The sequence below is a fragment of the Burkholderia sp. PU8-34 genome (assembly GCF_053427725.1).
Genome location: NZ_JBSAXC010000019.1, coordinates 88,776 through 109,504 on the forward strand (window position 1 = coordinate 88,776; position 20,729 = coordinate 109,504).

Sequence of the window (20,729 nt, forward strand, 5' to 3'; positions counted from 1 at the left end):
GTGAAGCGGCCCCCCCAAACCTCGCCCAAAGCCGCTCCGTGGAATCCGATGGATGAACTCGAGCCGCTCGGCAACCATCGTCGACTTTGCCCGTCGCCTTGACGTCTACAGTGGTTATGCCGGGTATGCGGTCAACCTGAGTCTGACGGAGCGCGACGAGAACGAGCCTACCGAGTATTGGCTCTCGAAGCGCAACGTCGCGCTCGATGTTGGCGATCCCATGATCAGCGCGATGCACCTGCGCGACAAAATCAAGACGGTCAGTTGGCTAACCGCGATCGATAAGCAGATGCTCGAGAAGATCGGTGGCTTGGCTACCCTTCGAAACGAACTGCCCCCGAACTGGTTCGCGCTCGACGACATCAATGGCGGTGTGGTAATTCAGGCCGGACCGGAGCCGCTGCCGGGCGACTCACCGGACGCAGAAGGAAAGGGGCAACCTCTCGCGCCTGCGAACTATGTTGTCCTCAACGCAGCGTTGAAGGACGTGCGAGCCGAGACGGTGGCCCGCCTGCAGCGTGGCGTATGGGGCTCGGCACCGTGCTATGACACGATTCCTGAAAGCGATGCATGGCTCCGTCGATTCGACGTCGAGGATGTGGAACTGCTCGCGTACAAGTCGAAGTTGCTGAACTTGCCGCATCTCACGCCCGAGTCCGCATTGCCTGAACGACTTTGATGGTTGGCATGACAAGCAAGGGCCGCGTGATGCGGCGCTTGCGGATGGACTGCAGGCTTTGCAGGAACGCAACACCCCCAGCCACCCCCCCATTTGATGACCAAACCGCAAGACATAGTGCATAGATATCGTTTGCCGCGGCCTTAATGACTATCGACAATCGTGGCTCGAATTTGCCGACGCGGCGCCAGAAGCACCGCGACGGCCGGCACTGGACGGCCATCCCGGCCGTCCGCGCCGTCCAGCTCACGACGACATGTACGCGTTCACTCCCTCATTCCAGAATCCCGCCGGCTCGCCGATCCGCGAGTTGTTCAAGTACCTGTCCGAACCGGGCATGATTTCCTTCGCGGGCGGTTATCCGGCCAGCGACCTGTTCGACGTCGACGGCCTGAACGCGGCTGCCGAACGCGCGTACGCGCAGCCCGTCCGCTGCCTGCAATACGGCCCGACCGACGGCCTTGCCGAACTGAAGCAGCAACTGATCGCGCTGATGGCGCGTCGCGGCGTCGCGTGCACGCCGGCCGAACTGCTCGTCACGACCGGTTCGCAGCAGGGTCTCGACCTGCTGCTGCGCGTGATGGTGTCGCCCGGCGACGTCGTGCTGACCGAGCAACCGGCCTATCCGGCGACGCTGCAGGCGATGCGTCTGCAGCAGGCGCGCATCGTGACGATCCCGGTCGACGGCGAAGGCCTCGACGTCGACCGCCTCGCAGCGCAGCTCGCGTCCGGCGCAATCGCCCAGCCGAAGCTGCTCTACACCGTCCCGACCTTCGCGAACCCGACCGGCGCGACGCTCACGCGCGAGCGCCGGCTGAAGCTGCTGCGCCTCGCGGTGCAATACCGTTTCCTGATCGTCGAGGACGATCCGTACGGCGACCTGCGCTTCGCGGGCGAAGCCGTGCCGTCGATGCTCGCGCTCGCCGACGAAGTGGACGGCGCGCGCGACTGGATCGTGCATTTCGCGAGCCTGTCGAAGATCGTCGCGCCCGGGCTGCGGGTGGGCTGGACGATCGCGCCGGCCGAGATCGCGCGGCGCTGCGTGATCGCGAAGCAGACGGTCGATCTGTGCAGCACGCCGTGGACGCAGGCGGCCGCCGCCGAATATCTGGCCGACGGCGCGCTCGAACGCCATCTGCCGCGCATCACGGCCGCGTACCGGCGCAAATGCGACGCGATGTGCGACGCGCTGCGCGACGGTTTCGGCGATGCGATCGAATTCCATCGTCCCGAAGGCGGGATGTTCGTGTGGGCGCGAATCGGCGCGGTGTCGTCGGACGTGCTGCTGCAACAGGCGATCGCAAACAAGATCGTGTTCGTACCCGGCAAGGCGTTCTTCGCGGACAACGTCGACGCGGCATCGCTGCGCCTGTCGTTCGCCGCGCCGGACGTCGACGCGATCCGGGAAGGCGTGGCGCGCCTCGTGCGCGCGTATGGTGCGGCGCTGGCCGCGTGAGGAGACACAGGATGAATATCGTCGTCAACGACATCGTATCGATGGGCGCAGCGTCCGGCGCTGGCGATAACCGGCCGGTTGCGCATCGCTCGTCGCAGATCAGTGCAGGTCCGCAGTATGTCGCCGACGTGCTCGGCCGCTTCGGCGCGGAGCCGACGACCGAGGCCGGCGATGCGGCGCCGGTCGTGCTCGGCTACAACTGAACGGCACCCGGGCGGCGGCCGCATCGCATGCGAGCCGTCGTCGACGCAAACGGTTAAGCTTGCGCGATCGACACACGTACGATCGCCGCCACGCCTCATGTCCGACTCGACCTCCGAATCGCTTGCCGAAACGTACGACCGCGTCTGGTCCTGCCTCGAATCCGGCGTCAGCGTCCAGCGCTCGCCGTTCACGATGCTGCAGGCGGCAACGCTCGGCCTCGACGGCGCGCCGAAGGTGCGCACGATCGTATTGCGTCAGGTGAGCCGCGCCGATCGCGTGCTGTCGTTTCATACCGATGCGCGTTCGGAGAAGGTCGCGGAGCTGCGTCGCGATCCGCGCATCGCGATCGTCGCGAACGATCTCGATGCGCTCGTGCAGATTCGCGCGGAAGGCGTGGCATCGATCTGCGACGACGAAGCGCAGCGGCGCGCGATCTGGCAATCGAGCCGTCCGCATACGCTGCTGCTGTATCGCGCACCGTTGCCGCCCGGCACGCCGGTCGCGTCGCCGGAAGCAGAGCATGTCCCGGCGAGCCAAGGCATCGCGCCCGCCGGCGACGGCTACGAAAATTTCTGCCTGATCCACATGACGGTCACACGCATCGACTGGCTCGAACTCGCGCGCACGGGCCATCGCCGGGCGGTATTCGAACTGAACGAAAGCGGCTACGAAGGCCGCTGGATCGCCCCCTGACCCGGACGAACGCCGCTCAAGGCCGCCCGTCCGCCACCGCCTGCCCGATCATCCAGTCGCGCATCATGGCGATCGCATCGTCGTCGCGGCGCTCGGCCGGATACACGAGATAGAACCCCACCGACAGCGGAAACGCGAAATCGAACGGCTTGCACAGCCGGCCTGCCGCGATGTCGCGTTCGACCAAAGGATCGGTCGCGAGCGCGATCCCCTGGCCGGCGACGGCCGCATCGATCGCGAGCGACGTCTGGTTGAAGCGCAGCCCCTTGTGCGGATCGATGTCGACAGGTTCGGGCATCGCAGCGAGGAACGCGGGCCACAGGTCGTGCGCGTCGTGCAGCAGCACATGGCCGGCGAGCGCACGCGGCGACGCGGGCGCGGCCAGCAGCGCGGGGCTGCACACGGCACACACGTCGAGCGGGAACAGCGCATGCGCGGCGAGATGCTTGCCGAACGGCGGCTTGCCGTAGCGGATCGCGAGATCGACGCCGTCGTGGCGGAACGTCGCGAGCTGCTGGTCGGCGATCACGCGCACGTCGTAGTCGGGATGCGCGTCGGTGAACTGCGCGAGCCGCGGGATCAGCCACTTCGACGCGAACGACGGTGTCGTGCTGATCGTCAGCGCGGCGCGCCGCTTGACGAGCTTGTCGGTCGCGTCGGCGATCGCGTGCAGCGCGCGCTGCACGTCGGAGAAATACGCGGCGCCGTCGTGCGTGAGCGCGAGGCCGCGCGGCAGGCGCTCGAACAGCTTCAGGCCGAGCACGTCCTCGAGGTGGCGCACCTGCTGCGCGACGGCGCCCTGCGTGACGCCGATCTCGTCGGCCGCGGCGCGGAAATTGAGGTGCCGCGCGGACACTTCGAACGCGCGAAGCGCATTCAGCGGCGGCAGGCGGGAAGGGCGGGGTGGCATCGTCAGGCTGTAGAAAAACTATCGGCTGGAGGCAGAAATACTGGTTCGACAGTTGCAATCGATGCGCCTACATTACCACCACGGCGCGCCGATTGGCGGCTGCGCGGCGGCAGGATTCGAACGAGGAGCAGATCGTGACTGTAGAAAAAGTGGCGCTGATCACGGCGGCGGGCAAGGGAATGGGCGCGGCGATCGCGCGGGAACTGGCGGCGACCGGCCATCGCGTCGCGCTGATGTCGCCGTCGGGCAGCGCGGTTGCGCTCGGCGAGGAACTAGGCGGGTTCGGCATCCAGGGCTCGGTGACCGACGACGCCGACATCGAGCGCCTGGTGAGCGAAACGATGACGCGCTACGGCCGGATCGACGCCGTCGTCAACAATACGGGCCACCCGCCGAAGGGCGACCTGCTGTCGATCACCGACGAGAGCTGGCACGGCGCGCTGGACCTGATCCTGCTGAACGTCGTGCGCGTGATGCGCCGCGTGACGCCGATCTTCCAGAAGCAGGGCGGCGGCGCGGTGGTCAACATCTCGAGCTTCGCGGCGGATGCGCCCGAGCAGCCGATGCCGGTGTCTTCGGCGCTGCGTGCGGCGCTGAGCGCGTGGACGCGTCTGTATGCGGAACGCTATGCGGCGGAGAACATCAGGATGAACGCGGTGCTGCCGGGCTTCATCGACAGCTGGCCGGAAACGCCGGAGATCGTCGCGCGCATCCCGGCGGGCCGCTTCGGCAAGACCGGCGAAATCGCGAAGACGGTCGCGTTCCTGCTGTCCGACGGCGCCGGCTACATCACCGGGCAGAACATCCGCGTCGACGGCGCGATCGTGAAGGCGCTCTGAGCGCCGCTCCGGGCGCGTTCGCGCCGCTTGAAAAAGTGACGCTGATCACGGCGGCGGGCAAGGGCCGCTTCCCGCCGCCCGCCATGCCGTGCCCGGCGGCGAGAGCATCCCCCTCTTCAACGCGCATATTCCCGCCGCGGCGTTGCGCACGGCATTCCGCATCGTCCGCAACGCCGCGGCGGGTCGTTCCTCGCGGAATTCTGAATCGTTGTGTATCACTGTAGAACGCAGATACGTTGGGATACAAATCGTCCGATCAATTCGGATATAAAGCCATTGAAGCGTTTCGCGTAATGGCACCCGGGCATCGGCGGCCGTGTTCGCGAGCGGCGATTCCACGGGGCCCGCGCCGTTGCCGCGGGCACTGACCTGACCTGTCGACAATGGAGAACGAGTCATGCCTGATTCCGTGAACACCCGGCGCCGCCTGCTGCTGGGCACGACGCTGGCCGGCCTGAGCGTGGTCGACCTCGGCTTCGGCAACCTTGCGCGTGCACAGTCGGCACCCGACGCACCGGCGGCGAAGCGCGCGGCCGGCGGCGCGTCGTTCGACGCGATCCACAAGATCGACGCGGGCGTGCTCAACGTCGGGTATGCGGACGTAGGGCCGAAGGACGGCCCCGTCGTGTTCCTGCTGCACGGCTGGCCGTACGACATCCACAGTTACGCCGAGGTCGCGCCGCTGCTCGCGGCCGCCGGCTATCGCGTGATCGTCCCGTACCTGCGCGGCTACGGCTCGACGACGTTCCGCTCGGCCGACACGCAGCGCAACGGCCAGCAGGCCGCGACGGCCGTCGACATCGTCGCGCTGATGGATGCGCTGAAGATCGACCGCGCGGTGTTCGGCGGCTACGACTGGGGCGCGCGCACGGCCGACATCATCGCGGCGCAGTGGCCGCAGCGCGTGAAGGCGCTCGTGTCGGTGAGCGGCTACCTGATCGGCAGCCAGGAGGCGAACCGCAAGCCGCTGCCGCCGCAGGCGGAATTCCAGTGGTGGTATCAGTTCTATTTCGCGACCGAGCGCGGCGCGCTCGGCTACGCGGCGAACCGCGACGCGTTCAACAAGCTCATCTGGCAACTCGCGTCGCCGAAGTGGCAGTTCGACGACGCGACCTACGCGCGCACGGCGGCGTCGTTCCAGAACCCCGACCACGTCGCCGTCGTGATCCACAACTACCGCTGGCGCCTCGGGCTCGCGAAGGGCGAAGCGCGATACGACGACATCGAGCGGCGCCTCGCGGCCGGGCCGGCGATCACGGTGCCGACGATCACGATGGAAGGCGACGCGAACGGTGCGCCGCATCCTGAGCCGGCTGCGTACGCGAAGAAGTTCACGGGAAAGTACCAGCACCGCACGATCAGCGGCGGCATCGGGCACAACCTGCCTCAGGAGGCGCCGCAGGCGTTTGCGGAGGCGATTCTGCAGGTCGAACATCTGTGATCGGTCAGCGTCAGATCCGCTTCGGGTGCCATCGGGCGCGTGTGAAGAACCACGATTACGTGTTCACGCGGCTCGCGCCGTGACGAGATGGCTTGATCCGTGAGTGAAAGGCGTGCCGCATGCGGCACGCTTTTTTTTGTCTGGCTGCGGTGCGGCGCGCGATTTTGTATCGCACTGTATCTGCGGTCTTGCTGGAAACACTGGCATGCGCCGGGCCCCTGTTGCGGAAACATCCCGGATACGCAGGCGGGTTCTACTGTCGATGTGCGGACGTCATCCGAAATGCAATATTCCATCGGATACCGAATGATCGATCCGCCGACTTTCACTTCAGGAGAACGCTCATGAACACCGCCCGAATCCTCGCCGCAGCCGTGCTTGCCATTGCCCCCGCCTTGTCCTTCGCCGATGCCGGACACGGCCTCACGCGCGCCGACGTGCGCGCCGAACTGGTCCGACTGGAGCAGGCCGGCTACAACTCGGCCGGCACCGAAGCACACTACCCGGACGACGTTGTCGCCGCCGAGCAGCGGGTCGCACGTTCCGACCAGAACGGCCCGTCGAAGTCGGACGGCGACAACATGGCCAGCACGTCGTCGCCGGACCGGCATCACGACGCAATGCCGGCGGGCGCGGCACGCAGCGTCGACGACCTCTATGCGCATTCGTGATCCTTTGCCGAGCGGTCGCCGCGTAGGGACGGCGACCGCGCGGTACACGCTTCGAACAACACGACACCAAGGAGCATCGAGATGATTCGTTTGATGAAACGGGTTCTGGTATCCGCGGCGGTACTGGGCGGGCTGATGGGCGCGGTCGCTGCGCATGCGGCGCCGAAGGACGACCTGAAAGGCACCAATGTCGTCCTCGTGCATGGCGCGTTCGCCGACGGCTCGAGCTGGAACCGCGTGATTCCGCTGCTCGAGGCGCGCGGGCTGCACGTCGTGTCCGTGCAGAACCCGCTCAGCTCGCTCGCGGATGACGTGGCCGCCACGCGGCGCACGATCGACCAGCAACAGGGGCCCGTCGTGCTGGTCGGCCACTCATGGGCCGGCGTCGTGATCAGCGAAGCCGGCAACGACGACAAGGTGAAGTCGCTCGTCTATGTCGCGGCGTTCGCGCCCGACAACGGCCAGTCGATCGCCGACGTCACGCAGGGGCTGCCGCCGCCCGCATGGGCGGGTGAACTGCGGAAGGATGCGGGCGGCTTCACGCGGCTGTCGGACAAGGCCATCGCGGAGGACTTCGCGCCCGATCTGCCGGTTGCGCAGCAGCGCATCGTCGCGGCGACGCAGGGGCCATGGTATGGCGGCTGCGTCGCGGACAAGGTCGCGCAGGCCGCGTGGCACGCGAAGCCGTCCACCTTTGTCGTCACGACGCAGGACCGGATGATCGATCCGAAGCTGCAGCAGGCGATGGCGACGCGCATCGGCGCGACGGTCGCGCGCGTGAACGGCAGCCACGTCGCGATGCTGAGCCAGCCGAAGGCGGTGGCCGACGCGATCATCGCGGCCGCGGAGCGCGCGAAGTAGGACGCGCAGTGAGTGAGCCGCGTCAGATCAGCAGCGTCAGCGTGCGGAACAGCGCAAGGTCCTCCTTGCGCGCCGAGCGCGCATGCCGCCGGATCACCAGCAGCAGGCAGTCGATGAAGCAGCGCGCCGCGTCGCTCAGCGTGCTGCTGCGGCGCGTGACGATGCCGAGGTCGCGCGGCTCGAAGGTTTCCTTCAGCGCGAGCGCGCGCATCCGCTCGCCGAACGGCGGCACGGCGGCGAGGATCGACGGGCACCACGTACACATGTCGGCTTGTTCGAGCATCGTCTGCAGCATCGCGACCGACTGCGCGCGGACGATGCGCCGCTCGTCGATCTGCGCGCCGTGCTGCGTGAACAGGTAATCGACGAGCGCGGCCTGGCCGTCGGCCGTGAAGTTCAGCACCCAGTCCTGGTCGAGCAGGTCGTGGACCGAGCGGGCGCGCTCGCGCGGGTGGCCGGCGCGCACCATCACCGACGTCTCGTAGGTCAGCACCGGCTCGCACGCGAACTCCTGCGCGGCGGCGCCCGGCTGCACCTGCCCGAGCGCGAAATCCATGCTGCCGTCGCGCAACAGCGGCTGCGTGACGGCCATCAATCCTTCATACAGTTCGAGGCGCACGTCGGGCATCCGCTCGCGGAACAGCAGCACCGTCTCGGCAAGAAACGTCAGCGTGAGCCACGGCGTGACGCCGACGCTCAGGCGCCCCTCGACGCGGCCGCGCATTTTCGCGAGATCGCTCTGCGCGTGTTCGAGCTGCTTGAGCACGAGCTTCGCGTGCGTGAGCAATGCCCGGCCGTAGTCGGTGAAGCCGATCCCTTCCGGCGCGCGCACGAGCAGCGGCAGGCGCTCGCTGGCCTCCAGCTCGCGCAGCGCACGCGTGACGGCCGCCTGCGACAGCCCGAGCGCGCGCGCCGCGCCGCGAATGCTCCCCGCTTCCGCGCTCGCAACGAGCGCCTGCAGCTGATGCAGCTTCATGGTGACAAGCCCGACAACGAAAGGTTGTCATCATAACGAAACCGGGACTGTTCCAGCGGATTTTCGCCGCATACGATCCTTCCACGATTCGCCGTCCCGGCGATCGGCAGAGCAACGGAAGCGAGGAGTGGCGGCGTTGGGTCCGGAACGTATTTATCCTGAAATGGCGGCAATCGCAGCGGAAATGACCGCGCTGCGCCACCGGCTGCACGCGCATCCGGAGCTCGGTTTCGACGAGCATGCGACGAGCGAGCTCGTTGTCGAATGCCTGACAACATGGGGTTATCGGGTGACGCGCGGCCTCGGCGGCACGGGCGTGGTCGGCACGCTGACGCGCGGCGCCGGGCGCCGGCTCGGCCTGCGCGCGGACATGGACGCGCTGCCGATCCGCGAGACGACCGGACTGCCGTACGCGAGCCGGATCGACGGCGTGATGCATGCTTGCGGCCATGACGGCCATACGGCGATGCTGCTGGCCGCCGCGCGCTGCATCGCCGAACGGGCGCGCTTCAGCGGCACGCTGAACCTGATCTTCCAGCCGGCCGAGGAAGGGCTCGGCGGCGCGAAGCGGATGATCGACGACGGCCTGTTCACGCAATTCCCGTGCGACGCGGTGTTCGCGATGCACAACGTGCCGGGCCTGCCGGCCGGCAAGATCGGTTTCTGCGACGGCGCGTTCATGGCGTCGGCCGACGAGGTGCGCGTGCGCGTGACGGGCCGTGGCGGGCATGGCGCGGTGCCGCACGCGACGGTCGATCCGGTGGTCGTCTGCGCATCGATCGTGATGGCGCTGCAGACGATCGTGTCGCGCAACGTGAACCCGCAGGATCTCGCGATCATCACGGCCGGGTCGATCCATGCGGGCACCGCGTCGAACGTGATTCCGCCGCACGCGGACCTCGAACTCAGCGTGCGCGCGTTGTCGGCCGACGTGCGCGCGCTGCTCGAGCGGCGCATCCGCGAGACGGTCGCGGGGCAGGCGGCGAGCTATGGCGCGACAGCCGAGATCGACTATCGCCACGACTATCCGGTGCTCGTCAATCATGCGGCCGAGACGGCGTTCGCGCGGCAGGTCGCGCATGACTGGGGCGGCAGCGACGCCGTCATCGACCATCTGCAGCCGATCGCCGCGAGCGAGGACTTCGCGTTCATGCTGAATGCGTGCCCGGGCAGCTATCTGTCGATCGGCAATGGCGACGGCGCCGCCGGATGCGCGCTGCACAACCCCGGCTACGACTTCAACGACGCGTGCCTGCCGATCGGCGCGAGCTATTGGGTCGCGCTGGCGGAACGGTTTCTCCGCTGACGCGCGGCGCGCGCAGCGGACGGAGGCGGCGCCGGATGCCGCGACGGTTTCGGTTTACACGGGTTCAATTCGGTTCACACAAGGAGACACATGATGAAACAGTGGATGGCTGCGCTCGCGGTGGCGCTGGCGGCAGGGGCGGCGCATGCCGGTGACTGGACGGGCAAGGAGATTCGTCTCGCGGTCGACCCGACCTATCCGCCGCTCGAATACAAGCTGCCGGACGGCACGCTGACCGGCTTCGGCATCGACATCACGAATGCGCTGTGCGAGGCGCTGCATGCGCGCTGCGTGTGGGTGGAGTCGAGCTTCGACGGGATGATTCCCGGCCTGCTCGCGCGCAAGTTCGACGTGATCGCGTCGTCGATGACGATCACGCCGAAGCGGATGCAGCAGATCGCGTTCACGAACCGGATCTCGAATGCACCGGCACGGCTCGTCGTGCGCAAGGGCTCGCCGCTGCTGCCGACCGCCGAATCGCTGAAGGGCAAGCGCGTCGGCGTCGAGCAGGGCTCCGCGCAGGCCGACTACGCGGTCGCGAACTGGCAGCGCGCCGGCGTGCAGATCGTGTCGTACCAGAACCAGGACCAGGTGTACGCCGATCTCGTGACGGGCCGGCTCGATGCGGCGTTCCAGGCGTCGATCGCGGCCAGCGACGGGTTCCTGAAGAAGCCGCAGGGCAAGGACTATACGTTCGCCGGCGCGCCGATCGACGACGTGAAGTACTTCGGCCAGGGCGACGGCCTCGGGCTGCGCAAGCAGGATACCGACCTGCGCGAAGCGTTCAACCGTGCGCTTGCGACGATCCTCGCGAACGGCACGTATGCGCGCATCAACAACAAGTATTTCGACTTCGACATCTACGGCGCGAAGTAAGCGGAATGTTCCGGGGCGCCGCCGCACCATTGCGGCGCGCGCGGAGCAACAAGGCGCGTGACAGCTGGCGCGCCGCAAGCGGCAAGGGGAACAGCGGTCGCGAAAACGGCGGCCGGCGCGCCGGGAAGGTTCGGCGCGCAACATCATCAATAAGGATTACACAATGAAGTGGAGATCGATTCGACTCGTCGTGCCGGCGCTGTGCGCCGTGCCCGTGTTCGCGTTCGCGCAGAGCAACGTCACGCTGTACGGCCTCATCGACGCGGGCATCGACTATACGAACAACGTCGGCGGCCACAGCGCGTGGCAGATGGCGAGCGGATTCGCGCAGGGCAGCCGCTGGGGGCTGAAGGGCACCGAGGATCTGGGCGGCGGCTACAGCGCGGTGTTCCAGCTCGAGAACGGCTTCAACGTCAACAGCGGCACGCTCGCGCAGGGCGGCCGCGAGTTCGGCCGGCAGGCCTACGTGGGCGTTGCCAGCACGCGCTTCGGCACGCTCACGCTCGGCCGGCAATACGATGCGGTGGTCGACTACCTCGCGCCGACCACCGCGAACGGCAGCTGGGGCGTCTATCCGTTCTCGCATCCGCTCGACAACGACAACACCGGCAATACGTTCCGCGTAAACAACACGGTCAAGTATGCGAGCCCGGATTTCTCCGGGTTCTCGTTCGGCGGCACGTACAGCTTCAGCAACGACACGAACTTCGCGAACAACCGCCAGTGGAGCGTCGGTGCGCAGTACGAGAACGGCGGGCTGCTCGTCGGCGCCGCGTTCCTGAACGCGAACAACCCCGGCGCGACGTCGGGCGGCGCGATCGCGGGCTCGGGTTCGGTCGGGGCCGACGCGAACTTCGTGTCGTCGCGGCTGCGAATCTTCGGTGCAGGCGTCAACTACACGGCCGGGCCTGCAACGGTCGGGTTCGCGTACACCAACAGCAACATCAGCCGCCCGAGCGCGAACGTCGGCTACCTGTTCGGCGACGAGACGATCCAGCCGGTGACGGGGCCGCTCGCAGGCGGCACGGTGACCGCGCTGAAGTACCAGAACTTCGAGGTGAACGGCAAATACCAGTTCACGCCCGCGTTCTTCGTCGGCGCGCAGTACGTGTACACGCTCGCGCACTACGACGCGACGACGGGCAACGTGAAGCCGAAGATCCATTCGATCGGGCTGATGGCCGACTACAACCTGTCGAAGCGCACCGACGTCTACCTGATGGGCGCGTACCAGAAGGTCGCGGGAGACGCGACCGGCTCGTCGCTCGACCAGGCGCTCATTCCGGGCGCGGCGGACCTGTCGTCGACGTCGAAGCAGCTGATGGTCCACGCGGGGATCCGGCACAAGTTCTGAGCGAACGATGCCGCTCGATGCGGCGCGGCCCCGCGTGATGCGTTGCGTGTCGCGTGGGGCCGATGCCGTCGGCGCATTGAGTGGCGTGCGGCTGCTGCAGCGCACGACGCGCCATCTGAGCCTGACCGACGAAGGGCACGTGTACTACGAGCAATGCCGCCGCCTGCTGGCCGAGCTCGGCGAGACGGAAGCCGCGCTCGACGCGGGCAGCCGCGAGCCGTCCGGGCGCCTGCGCATCAGCGCACCGGTGCTGTTCGGCCGGCAGTGCATCGCGCCGGTCATGCAGCGGCTGGTCGAGCGTCATCCGCGGCTCGAAGTCGAGATGTCATTCAGCGACCGCGTCGCGGATCTCGTCAACGACGGCTTCGACATCGCGGTGTGCATCGGTTCGCTCGCCGACACGACCGCGCTGGTCGGCCGCCAGCTCGGCGTGCAGCGGATGGGGATCTGCGCGTCACCTGCGTATCTGGCGCGACACGGCCGTCCGTCGGGGCTCGCGGATCTCGCGTCGCACGTCGGCATCGCGTACGCGCGCGGCGGGCAGGTGTTCCCGTGGCCGATCGTGGGCGAGGACGGCCGCACGTGCGAGTTTCGCGTGAACGCACGCCTGCGCTTCGACGATCTGCAGGCGATCGCAGACGCCGCCGCGGCGTGCGCGACACCGGGTGGCGCGTCGATCATCCCGCACGAATTGCAGCCGGAAGGAACTGCCTTCCCTCACAGCGCCTCGACGAGCCGCCGGTTGCTCTTCTCGCAATACTCATGACACGCGGCGCGCGCCGCGATCGACGCGCCGTGCACGAAACGCGGCGCGTCGGCCCGCCGCGACATCGACACGACGATCGACGGCGGCGACGGCTGCAGCGGCAGTTCGACGACTTCGCCGCTTTCGATCAGCGCATCGACGAACAGCCGTGGAATAGCGGCGACGCCGAACCCGTCGCGCACGAGCTGCACGATCACCGAGATCGACGGCGAGCCCGTGATGCGCGTATCCGACAGCGGCACCCCATGCGCGTGCGCGAGCGTGCGGACGATGTCCTCGAGCGCGCGATGCGGTGCGGTGCCGCGCCCGAACGTCAGGATCGGCTGCCGCAGCACCTGCCGCGCGAGCCCCGTGCGCGTGTTCGGCAGCAGGCCCGCGCGCGCGATCCAGCGCACCGGATAGTTCGCGAGCGCATCGCAGACGACCGACGCCTCGTCGCTGCCCTCGACGCGGATGATCAGATCGAGCTCGCCCGCCATCAGCCGCCGCTGCAGCACGACGCTGACATCGACGGTCAGGTCGATTTCGAGTTGCGGACAATCGGCCGCGAGGCGCCGCATGTAGTGCGGCAGCCAGCTATGCACGACGGTCTCGATCACCCCGAGCCGCAGCTTGCCGCGCAGTGCGCTTTCGCCGGACGCGGCGGCCTGCAGCTGCTGCGTCGCCTCGACGACGGCCTTCGCGTAGCCGAGCAGGTATTCGCCGTTCGGCGTCAGGCGGAATTCACGGCTGTCACGATCGACGAGCACGGTCTGCAATTCGTCCTCGAGCGCCTTCACGCGCTGCGAGATGGCGGCCGGCGTCGCGTGCAGCGCGGCCGCCGTCGTGCGGAAGTTGCGAAGCTTGGCGAGCGTGACGAAGGTCTCGAGAAAGCGCGTGTTCATGGCGGTCGGCAAGGCGATGGGCGCGCAGCTTGCCCCGCTGAAAAAATGAACGGGACTGGGGGAAACCCGGCTTCTTGTTAAGGAATTCTATACACGTAGCGCAAAAAAACTCGTTGGCGGTCATTTTTTTTCTTTCCTATCCTTCGGCGTATCTGATGACGCGACAGCGCCTTCGTAACGACCCCCGCACCCGACACCCCGACTCGCCGCCGACCACCATGACGCCTTCCGAATTCCGCCAATCCGTGCGCCGCGGCGCATTCCGCGCCCCGACCGCCGGCCATTGCGGCCCGTACGCGCAAGCGAACCTCGCGATCCTGCCCGATGCGTACGCGCACGATTTCCTGCGCTTTTGTCAGGCGAATCCGAAGGCGTGCCCGCTGCTCGCGGTCGGCGAACCGGGCGACTTCCGCGTCGACGCGCTCGGCCGCGACATCGACATCCGCACCGACGTGCCGAGCTACAACGTATATCGCGACGGCCGGCTCGCCGAGCGCGTCGATGCGCTCGACGCGCTGTGGCAGGACGATTTCGTCGTATTCGCGATCGGCTGTTCGTTCTCGTTCGAGGACATGCTGGCGCGCGAGGGCATCGGGCTGCGCCACGTCGAAGAAGGGCGCAACGTGCCGATGTACCGGACGTCGATTCCGAACCGCCGCGCCGGCATCTTCGGCGGCAACCTCGTCGTGTCGATGCGACCGATGCGCGGCGCCGACGCGATCCGCGCAGTGCAGATCACGAGCCGCTTTCCTGGCGTGCACGGCGCGCCGATCCATCTCGGCCATCCGCAGGAACTGGGGATCGGCGATCTCGGTGCGCCCGATTTCGGCGACGCGGTGACGATCCGCGACGGCGAGCTGCCGGTGTTCTGGGCGTGCGGCGTCACGCCGCAAACCGCGCTGATGGACGCGAAGCTGCCGCTCGCGATCGCGCATACGCCGGGCCACATGCTGATGACCGACATCACGAACGCATCGCTCGCCGTGTTTTGACCGGCGGGGCGGCCCTAGGCAGGGTGGCCGTCCACGGGGCGGCCAGCTTCGCACAGCAGCGGCCGCCGCGATCCCGATTCCGTCACGGCGGCGCGACCGCCGTGACCGTACACCATCCGCCCGCCCGGAGGGCGACGCACATCCGCGTCCCGGCATCCGGCGGCACATGACGACACGACGGTTCTTCCGGCGCACTTCGACAGGAGCGACATGATGGACAGCAAGACCCTGACGGCATCCGCCGCCGACCCCGCAGACGGCGGGCGCGGCGGACTCTTCTCGTGGTATGCGGTTGCCGGCCCGCGCGAGCGCCGCGCATTCTGGAGCTGCAAGGTCGGCTACATGCTCGACGGGATGGACACGCAGATGCTGTCGTTCGTGATCCCGACGCTCGTCGCGACGTGGGGCATCTCGCTCGCGGACGCGGGCTTCATCGGCACGCTGACGCTGCTCGCTTCCGCGCTCGGCGGCTGGATCGCCGGGATCCTGTCGGACCGGATCGGCCGCGTGCGCACGCTGCAGCTCACCGTGCTGTGGTTCGCGGTGTTCACGGGCCTATGCGGGCTCGCGCAGAACTATCACCAGCTGCTCGCCGCCCGCGCGCTGATGGGCTTCGGCTTCGGCGGCGAATGGACGGCCGGCGCGGTGCTGATCGGCGAGGTGATCCGCGCGCGCGACCGAGGCAAGGCGGTCGGCCTCGTGCAGTCGGGCTGGGCGATCGGCTGGGGGCTGTCGGCGCTGCTCTACGCGCTGCTGTTCTCGGTGCTGTCCGCTGAATATGCGTGGCGCGGGCTGTTCCTCGTCGGCCTGCTGCCCGCGCTGCTCGTCGTCGTGATCCGCCGCTACGTGAAGGAGCCGGACGTCTACGAGAAGGAGAAGGCCGTGCAGGCGGATGTCAGCGACACGCCGCGCCTCACCGAGATCTTCGCGCCGAAGCTGCTGACCACGACGCTGCGCGCGGCGCTGCTGACGACCGGCGCGCAGGGCGGCTACTACGCGATCACGACGTGGCTGCCGACCTTCCTGAAGACCGAGCGGCACCTGACGGTGATGGGCACCGGCGGCTATCTTGCGACGATCATCGTCGGCTCGTGGGTCGGTTACCTGACGAGCGCGTACCTGACCGACCGCCTCGGCCGCAAACCGAACTTCATCCTGTTCGCGCTCGGCTCGATGGTGATCGCGTTCGCGTACACGTCGCTGAACCTGACCAATGCGTCGATGCTGTGGCTCGGCTTCCCGCTCGGGTTCTTCGCGTCGGGCATTTTCTCCGGGATGGGCGCGTTCCTGACCGAGCTGTTCCCGACGCGAGTGCGCGGCTCCGGCCAGGGCTTTTGCTACAACGTCGGCCGCGCGGTCGGTGCGCTGTTCCCGTTCCTGATCGGCGCGCTGTCGAAGCACTACGGCCTTGGCGCGAGCATCGGGATCTTCGCGGTCGCCGCGTACGGCGTGTTGATCGTCGCGGCGCTGACGCTGCCCGAGACGCGCGGCCGAGAACTCGACGCGGCGTAAGCGCCGGCCGATCCCTTCACGGATTTCCGCTTCGGCGACGCGGCGGTTGAATGCGGCTGCCAAGCGCAGCGATTGAACGCAGCAGCGAAGCGCAGCAACCAGGCGCAGCAGCGAAGCGCAGCAGCCAAGCGCAGCAACCAGGCGCAGCGATCCAACGCGGCCCGAGCGCCGCGCGAGCGAAATCCGGTTTCCGATTCGATACGCATGATGCCGCGCGGCGGTCGCGCTGCGCGGCCGGCGTTCGCCTTTCCGATTCAACGACGCAGAGATTCCATCGCCATGACGACCCGACACACCCCTTCCGTTTCCTCCGACGCGCAGCGCTGGCAGTTCTGGATCGACCGCGGCGGCACGTTCACCGACATCGTCGCGCGCCGGCCCGACGGCTCGCTGACCACGCACAAGCTGCTGTCCGAGAACCCCGAGCAGTATCGCGACGCGGCGGTCGCCGGCATCCGCCACCTGCTCGGCCTCGCGGCCGGCGAGCCGATCACGCCCGAGCGTGTCGAGATGGTGAAGATGGGCACGACAGTCGCGACCAACGCGCTGCTCGAGCGCAAGGGCGAACGCACCGCGCTCGCGACGACGCGCGGCTTTCGCGACGTGCTGCGAATCGCATACCAGAACCGGCCGCGCCTGTTCGATCTCGACATCGCGCTGCCCGAGGCGCTGTACGAGACGGTCGTGGAGATCGACGAACGCGTCGGCGCGCATGGCGACGTGGTCGCGCCGCTCGATCTTTCGTCTGCGGAAACGGCGCTGCGGCAGGTGTTCGACGCGGGCATCCGCGCGCTCGCGATCGTGCTGATCCATGGCTACCGCTACACCGCGCACGAACGCGCGCTCGCCGATCTCGCGCGCCGCATCGGCTTCACGCAGGTATCGGTGTCGCACGAGGTGTCGCCGTTGATGAAGATGGTGTCGCGCGGCGACACGACCGTCGTCGACGCATACCTGTCGCCGATCCTGCGCCGCTACGTCGAGCAGGTCGCGCGCGAAATGCCGGGCGTGAACCTGCAGTTCATGCAGAGCAACGGCGGGCTGACGCGCGCCGATACGTTCCAGGGCAAGGACGCGATCCTGTCGGGCCCGGCGGGCGGCATCGTCGGGATGGTGCGCGCGGCGCGCGCCGCGGGCTTCGATCACGTGATCGGCTTCGACATGGGCGGCACGTCGACCGACGTGTCCCATTTCAACGGCGAATTCGAGCGCGTGTTCGAGACGCAGGTGGCCGGCGTGCGGATGCGTGCGCCGATGATGAGCATCCACACCGTCGCCGCGGGAGGCGGCTCGGTGCTGAGTTTCGACGGCGCGCGGCTGCGCGTCGGGCCGGAGTCGGCGGGCGCGAACCCGGGGCCGGCCGCGTACCGGCGCGGCGGGCCGCTGACGGTGACCGACTGCAACGTGATGCTCGGCAAGATCCAGCCCGATTACTTCCCGCGCGTGTTCGGCCCGCATGCGGATGAACCGCTCGACCGCGACTGCGTCGTCGCGAAGTTCGAGGCGCTCGCCGACGAGATCCATGCGGCGACCGGGCGGCGCGAAACGCCCGAGGCGCTGGCCGAAGGCTTCCTCGAGATCGCGATCGGCAGCATGGCGAACGCGATCAAGAAGATTTCGGTGCAGCGCGGCCACGACGTGTCGCGGTACGTGCTGACGACGTTCGGCGGCGCGGGCGGCCAGCATGCGTGCGGCGTTGCGGACGCGCTGGGGATGACGCAGGTGTTCGCGCATCCGCTCGCGGGCGTGCTGTCCGCGTACGGGATGGGGCTGGCCGACCAGACCGCGATGCGCGAGCGCGCGGTCGAGGCCGTACTGTGCGATGCGTCGCTAGCGACGCTGAACGCGGCGCTCGACCGCCTGGCGGACGAAGCGGTCGGCGCGCTGCTCGAACAGGGGGTGCCGCCGGAGCGGATCGCGACCGAGCGCCGCGTGCACCTGCGTTACCAGGGCACCGATTCGGCGCTCGCGGTGCCGGCCGGCAGCGTCGAAGCGATGCAGCAGGCGTTCGAGGCCGCCTACCGCCAGCGCTATGCATTCCTGATGCCCGGCACGCCGCTCGTTGCGGAGCTTGCGTCCGTCGAGGCGATCGGCCGGTCCGACGCGCCGGTCGACGTCGCGCCGCTCGCGCCGCGCGGAACGGACGCAAAGGACGCAAAGGACGCAAAGGACGCAAAGGACGCAAAGGACGCAAAGGACGCAAAGGACGCAAAGGACGCAAAGGACGCAAAGGACGCAAAGGACGCAAAGGACGCAAAGGACGCAACGGGCGCAACGGACGCAACGGACGCAACGAGCGCTACGAGCGCTACGAGCGCAACGAGCGCAACGAGCGCGACAGACAAAACGGGCACGCCGCAAGCCGACACCACGGTGAGGTTCCATTCGGGCGGCAAGTGGCACGACGCGGCCCTGTACGTGCGCGACGCGCTGCTGGCCGGCGACACGATCGACGGCCCGGCGATCGTCGCCGAAAGGAACGGCACGACCGTCGTCGAGCCCGGCTGGCGTGCGGAAATGACCGTGCAGGGCAACCTCGTGATGACGCGCACGACGCCGCTGCCGACGCGCCGCTCGCTCGGCACCGAAGCGGACCCCGTGCGGCTCGAGATCTTCAACAACCTGTTCATGTCGATCGCCGAGCAGATGGGCCTGCGGCTGCAGAACACCGCGTACTCGGTAAACATCAAGGAGCGGCTCGACTTCTCGTGCGCGATCTTCGACGGCGACGGCAACCTGATCGCGAACGCGCCGCACATGCCCGTGCACCTCGGGTCGATGGGCGAGAGCATCCGCACGGTGCTCGAACGCAACCGCGGGCAGATGCGCGACGGCGACGTATACATGCTGAACGATCCGTACCACGGCGGCACGCACCTGCCGGACGTGACGGTCATCACGCCGGTGTTCGCGGACGGCTCGGACGAACCGCTGTTCTACGTCGGCTCGCGCGGCCACCATGCGGACATCGGCGGCACCACGCCGGGCTCGATGCCGCCCGATTCGACGCACATCGACGAGGAGGGCGTGCTGATCGACAACTGGCAGCTCGTGTCGGCCGGCGTGCTGCGCGATGCCGACACGCGCGCGTTGCTCGCGTCGGGCCGCCATCCGGCGCGCAATGTCGAGCAGAACATGGCCGACCTGCGCGCGCAGATCGCCGCGAACCAGAAGGGCGTCGACGAGCTGCGCCGGATGGTCGCGCAGTTCGGCCGCGACGTCGTGCTCGCGTTCATGCGGCACGTGCAGGACAACGCGGAAGAAGCGGTGCGTCGCGTGATCGGCGCGCTGCAGGACGGCGACTACCGCTATCCGCTCGACAACGGCGCCGAGATTCGCGTCGCGATCCGCGTCGATCGCGCCGCCCGCGGCGCGACGATCGATTTCACGGGCACGTCCGCGCAGCTCGACAACAACTTCAATGCGCCGAAGGCCGTGTGCATGGCGGCGGTGCTGTACGTGTTCCGCACGCTCGTCGGCGACGACATCCCGCTGAACGCAGGCTGCCTGAAGCCGCTGACGGTGATCGTGCCCGAGCGCTCGATGCTGAATCCCGTGTATCCGGCGGCGGTCGTGTCGGGCAACGTCGAGACGTCGTCGGCGATCACCAATGCGCTGTACGGCGCGCTCGGCCGCGTCGCGTCGAGCCAGGGGACGATGAACAACTTCACGTTCGGCAACGCGCAATACCAGTACTACGAGACGATCGCGGGCGGCAGCGGCGCCGGCGAAGGCTTCGCCGGCGTCGACGCGGTGCAGACCCACATGACGAACTCGCGGCTGACCGATCCCGAGGTGCTCGAATGGCGCTATCCGGTGCGGCTCGACTCGCACCGCATCCGCGCGGGCTCGGGCGGCGGCGGGCGGTGGCGCGGCGGCAACGGTGCGATCCGCCGGATCCGCTTCCTCGAGCCGATGACGGCGTCGATCCTGTCGAACAACCGCATCCATGCGCCGTTCGGCGCGGCGGGCGGCGACGCGGGCGCGCTCGGCCGCAACACGATCGAGCGCGCGGACGGCACCGTCGTGACGCTTGACCACATCGGCCGCGCGCAGATGGCGCCGGGCGACGTGTTCGTCGTCGAGACGCCGGGCGGCGGCGGGTACGGGAAAGTCGCCGGCTGAACGGACGACGCCCGCCACGCGTGCTGAACGCGCCCGGCTCGCGAACGACGCGGCCGGGCGCGTTTGCGTTTCGATGCGGCGCCTGCTTGGGCGCCGGCGCCGGCGCCGGCCCTGGACCCGAACCCGGACCCGGACCCGGACCCGGACCCGGACCCGGACCCGGACCCGGACCCGGACCCGGACC

General features: G+C 68.2%; 17 protein-coding genes and 2 pseudogenes. 16 read left to right on the forward strand and 3 right to left on the reverse strand.

Going from position 1 to position 20,729, the window contains the following annotated elements; genetic code table 11:
- The first annotated feature begins 52 nt into the window (after nt 1-52).
- The 4 genes from ACV22Z_RS30830 to ACV22Z_RS30845 all read left to right on the forward strand — a co-directional run bounded on the left by ACV22Z_RS30830 (nt 53) and on the right by ACV22Z_RS30845 (nt 3,032).
- Complete coding sequence (locus tag ACV22Z_RS30830; protein WP_448080025.1) at nt 53-679, forward strand: type VI immunity family protein; 627 nt, start codon at nt 53-55, stop codon at nt 677-679.
- A gap of 256 nt (nt 680-935) precedes the next feature.
- Entirely contained in the window at nt 936-2,135 is a 1,200-nt protein-coding gene (locus tag ACV22Z_RS30835; protein WP_448080026.1) for an aminotransferase-like domain-containing protein, read from the forward strand.
- Nucleotides 2,136-2,146: 11 nt separating this feature from the next.
- The gene (locus tag ACV22Z_RS30840) at nt 2,147-2,338 is read left to right on the forward strand and encodes a hypothetical protein (protein WP_448080027.1); all 192 of its coding nucleotides are present in this window, start codon (nt 2,147-2,149) and stop codon (nt 2,336-2,338) included.
- A gap of 97 nt (nt 2,339-2,435) precedes the next feature.
- Nucleotides 2,436-3,032, forward strand: a complete 597-nt coding sequence (locus ACV22Z_RS30845; RefSeq protein WP_448080028.1) for a pyridoxamine 5'-phosphate oxidase family protein — start codon at nt 2,436-2,438, stop codon at nt 3,030-3,032.
- A gap of 16 nt (nt 3,033-3,048) precedes the next feature.
- On the opposite strand, the gene gcvA is transcribed toward ACV22Z_RS30845, so the two are convergent.
- On the reverse strand, nt 3,049-3,942 hold the full coding sequence (gene gcvA, locus ACV22Z_RS30850; protein WP_448080029.1) for a transcriptional regulator GcvA: 894 nt from the start codon (nt 3,940-3,942) through the stop codon (nt 3,049-3,051).
- 134 nt (nt 3,943-4,076) lie between these two features.
- Here gcvA and ACV22Z_RS30855 point away from each other — a divergent pair, with 134 nt between their 5' ends.
- The 5 genes and pseudogenes from ACV22Z_RS30855 to ACV22Z_RS30875 all read left to right on the forward strand — a co-directional run bounded on the left by ACV22Z_RS30855 (nt 4,077) and on the right by ACV22Z_RS30875 (nt 7,754).
- A complete protein-coding gene (locus ACV22Z_RS30855; RefSeq protein ID WP_448080030.1) occupies nt 4,077-4,781 on the forward strand; it encodes an SDR family oxidoreductase in 705 nt (234 codons plus the stop codon).
- Nucleotides 4,782-5,178: 397 nt separating this feature from the next.
- Nucleotides 5,179-6,222: an alpha/beta fold hydrolase gene (locus ACV22Z_RS30860; RefSeq protein ID WP_448080031.1), complete on the forward strand. Its 1,044-nt coding sequence runs from the start codon at nt 5,179-5,181 to the stop codon at nt 6,220-6,222.
- Nucleotides 6,222-6,305 (forward strand): annotated as a pseudogene (locus ACV22Z_RS30865) (cytochrome P460 family protein); the annotation flags it as partial. The gene ACV22Z_RS30860 and the pseudogene ACV22Z_RS30865, both read left to right, overlap by 1 nt.
- 261 nt (nt 6,306-6,566) lie before the next feature.
- Nucleotides 6,567-6,893 carry a DUF4148 domain-containing protein gene (locus ACV22Z_RS30870; protein WP_448080032.1) on the forward strand — a complete coding sequence of 109 codons (327 nt, stop codon included), beginning with the start codon at nt 6,567-6,569 and terminating at the stop codon, nt 6,891-6,893.
- Nucleotides 6,894-6,974: 81 nt separating this feature from the next.
- Nucleotides 6,975-7,754, forward strand: a complete 780-nt coding sequence (locus ACV22Z_RS30875; protein ID WP_448080033.1) for an alpha/beta fold hydrolase — start codon at nt 6,975-6,977, stop codon at nt 7,752-7,754.
- Nucleotides 7,755-7,776: 22 nt separating this feature from the next.
- On the opposite strand, the gene ACV22Z_RS30880 is transcribed toward ACV22Z_RS30875, so the two are convergent.
- Complete coding sequence (locus ACV22Z_RS30880) at nt 7,777-8,730, reverse strand: LysR substrate-binding domain-containing protein (protein ID WP_448080034.1); 954 nt, start codon at nt 8,728-8,730, stop codon at nt 7,777-7,779.
- A 136-nt stretch (nt 8,731-8,866) separates the two neighbouring features.
- Between ACV22Z_RS30880 and ACV22Z_RS30885 the strand changes: the two genes are divergently transcribed.
- From ACV22Z_RS30885 to ACV22Z_RS30900, 4 genes and pseudogenes are all read left to right on the forward strand, one after another.
- Nucleotides 8,867-10,036: a M20 aminoacylase family protein gene (locus ACV22Z_RS30885; protein WP_448080035.1), complete on the forward strand. Its 1,170-nt coding sequence runs from the start codon at nt 8,867-8,869 to the stop codon at nt 10,034-10,036.
- 93 nt (nt 10,037-10,129) lie between these two features.
- On the forward strand, nt 10,130-10,912 hold the full coding sequence (locus ACV22Z_RS30890; protein ID WP_448080036.1) for an ABC transporter substrate-binding protein: 783 nt from the start codon (nt 10,130-10,132) through the stop codon (nt 10,910-10,912).
- Between the two features lie 163 nt (nt 10,913-11,075).
- Nucleotides 11,076-12,266: a porin gene (locus ACV22Z_RS30895; RefSeq protein WP_448080037.1), complete on the forward strand. Its 1,191-nt coding sequence runs from the start codon at nt 11,076-11,078 to the stop codon at nt 12,264-12,266.
- Between the two features lie 7 nt (nt 12,267-12,273).
- A pseudogene (locus ACV22Z_RS30900) lies at nt 12,274-12,924 on the forward strand (LysR substrate-binding domain-containing protein); the annotation flags it as partial.
- 59 nt (nt 12,925-12,983) lie between these two features.
- Here the strand turns inward: ACV22Z_RS30900 and ACV22Z_RS30905 are convergent.
- Nucleotides 12,984-13,916, reverse strand: a complete 933-nt coding sequence (locus ACV22Z_RS30905) for a LysR family transcriptional regulator (protein WP_448080038.1) — start codon at nt 13,914-13,916, stop codon at nt 12,984-12,986.
- A gap of 218 nt (nt 13,917-14,134) precedes the next feature.
- On the opposite strand from ACV22Z_RS30905, the gene ACV22Z_RS30910 reads away from it, so the two are divergent.
- The 3 genes from ACV22Z_RS30910 to ACV22Z_RS30920 all read left to right on the forward strand — a co-directional run bounded on the left by ACV22Z_RS30910 (nt 14,135) and on the right by ACV22Z_RS30920 (nt 20,545).
- Nucleotides 14,135-14,908 (forward strand): putative hydro-lyase, encoded by a 774-nt coding sequence (locus ACV22Z_RS30910; RefSeq protein WP_448080039.1) that lies wholly within the window; start codon nt 14,135-14,137, stop codon nt 14,906-14,908.
- Nucleotides 14,909-15,121: 213 nt separating this feature from the next.
- A complete protein-coding gene (locus ACV22Z_RS30915) occupies nt 15,122-16,420 on the forward strand; it encodes an MFS transporter (RefSeq protein WP_448080040.1) in 1,299 nt (432 codons plus the stop codon).
- Between the two features lie 279 nt (nt 16,421-16,699).
- On the forward strand, nt 16,700-20,545 hold the full coding sequence (locus ACV22Z_RS30920) for a hydantoinase B/oxoprolinase family protein (RefSeq protein ID WP_448080041.1): 3,846 nt from the start codon (nt 16,700-16,702) through the stop codon (nt 20,543-20,545).
- Nucleotides 20,546-20,729 lie beyond the last annotated feature (184 nt).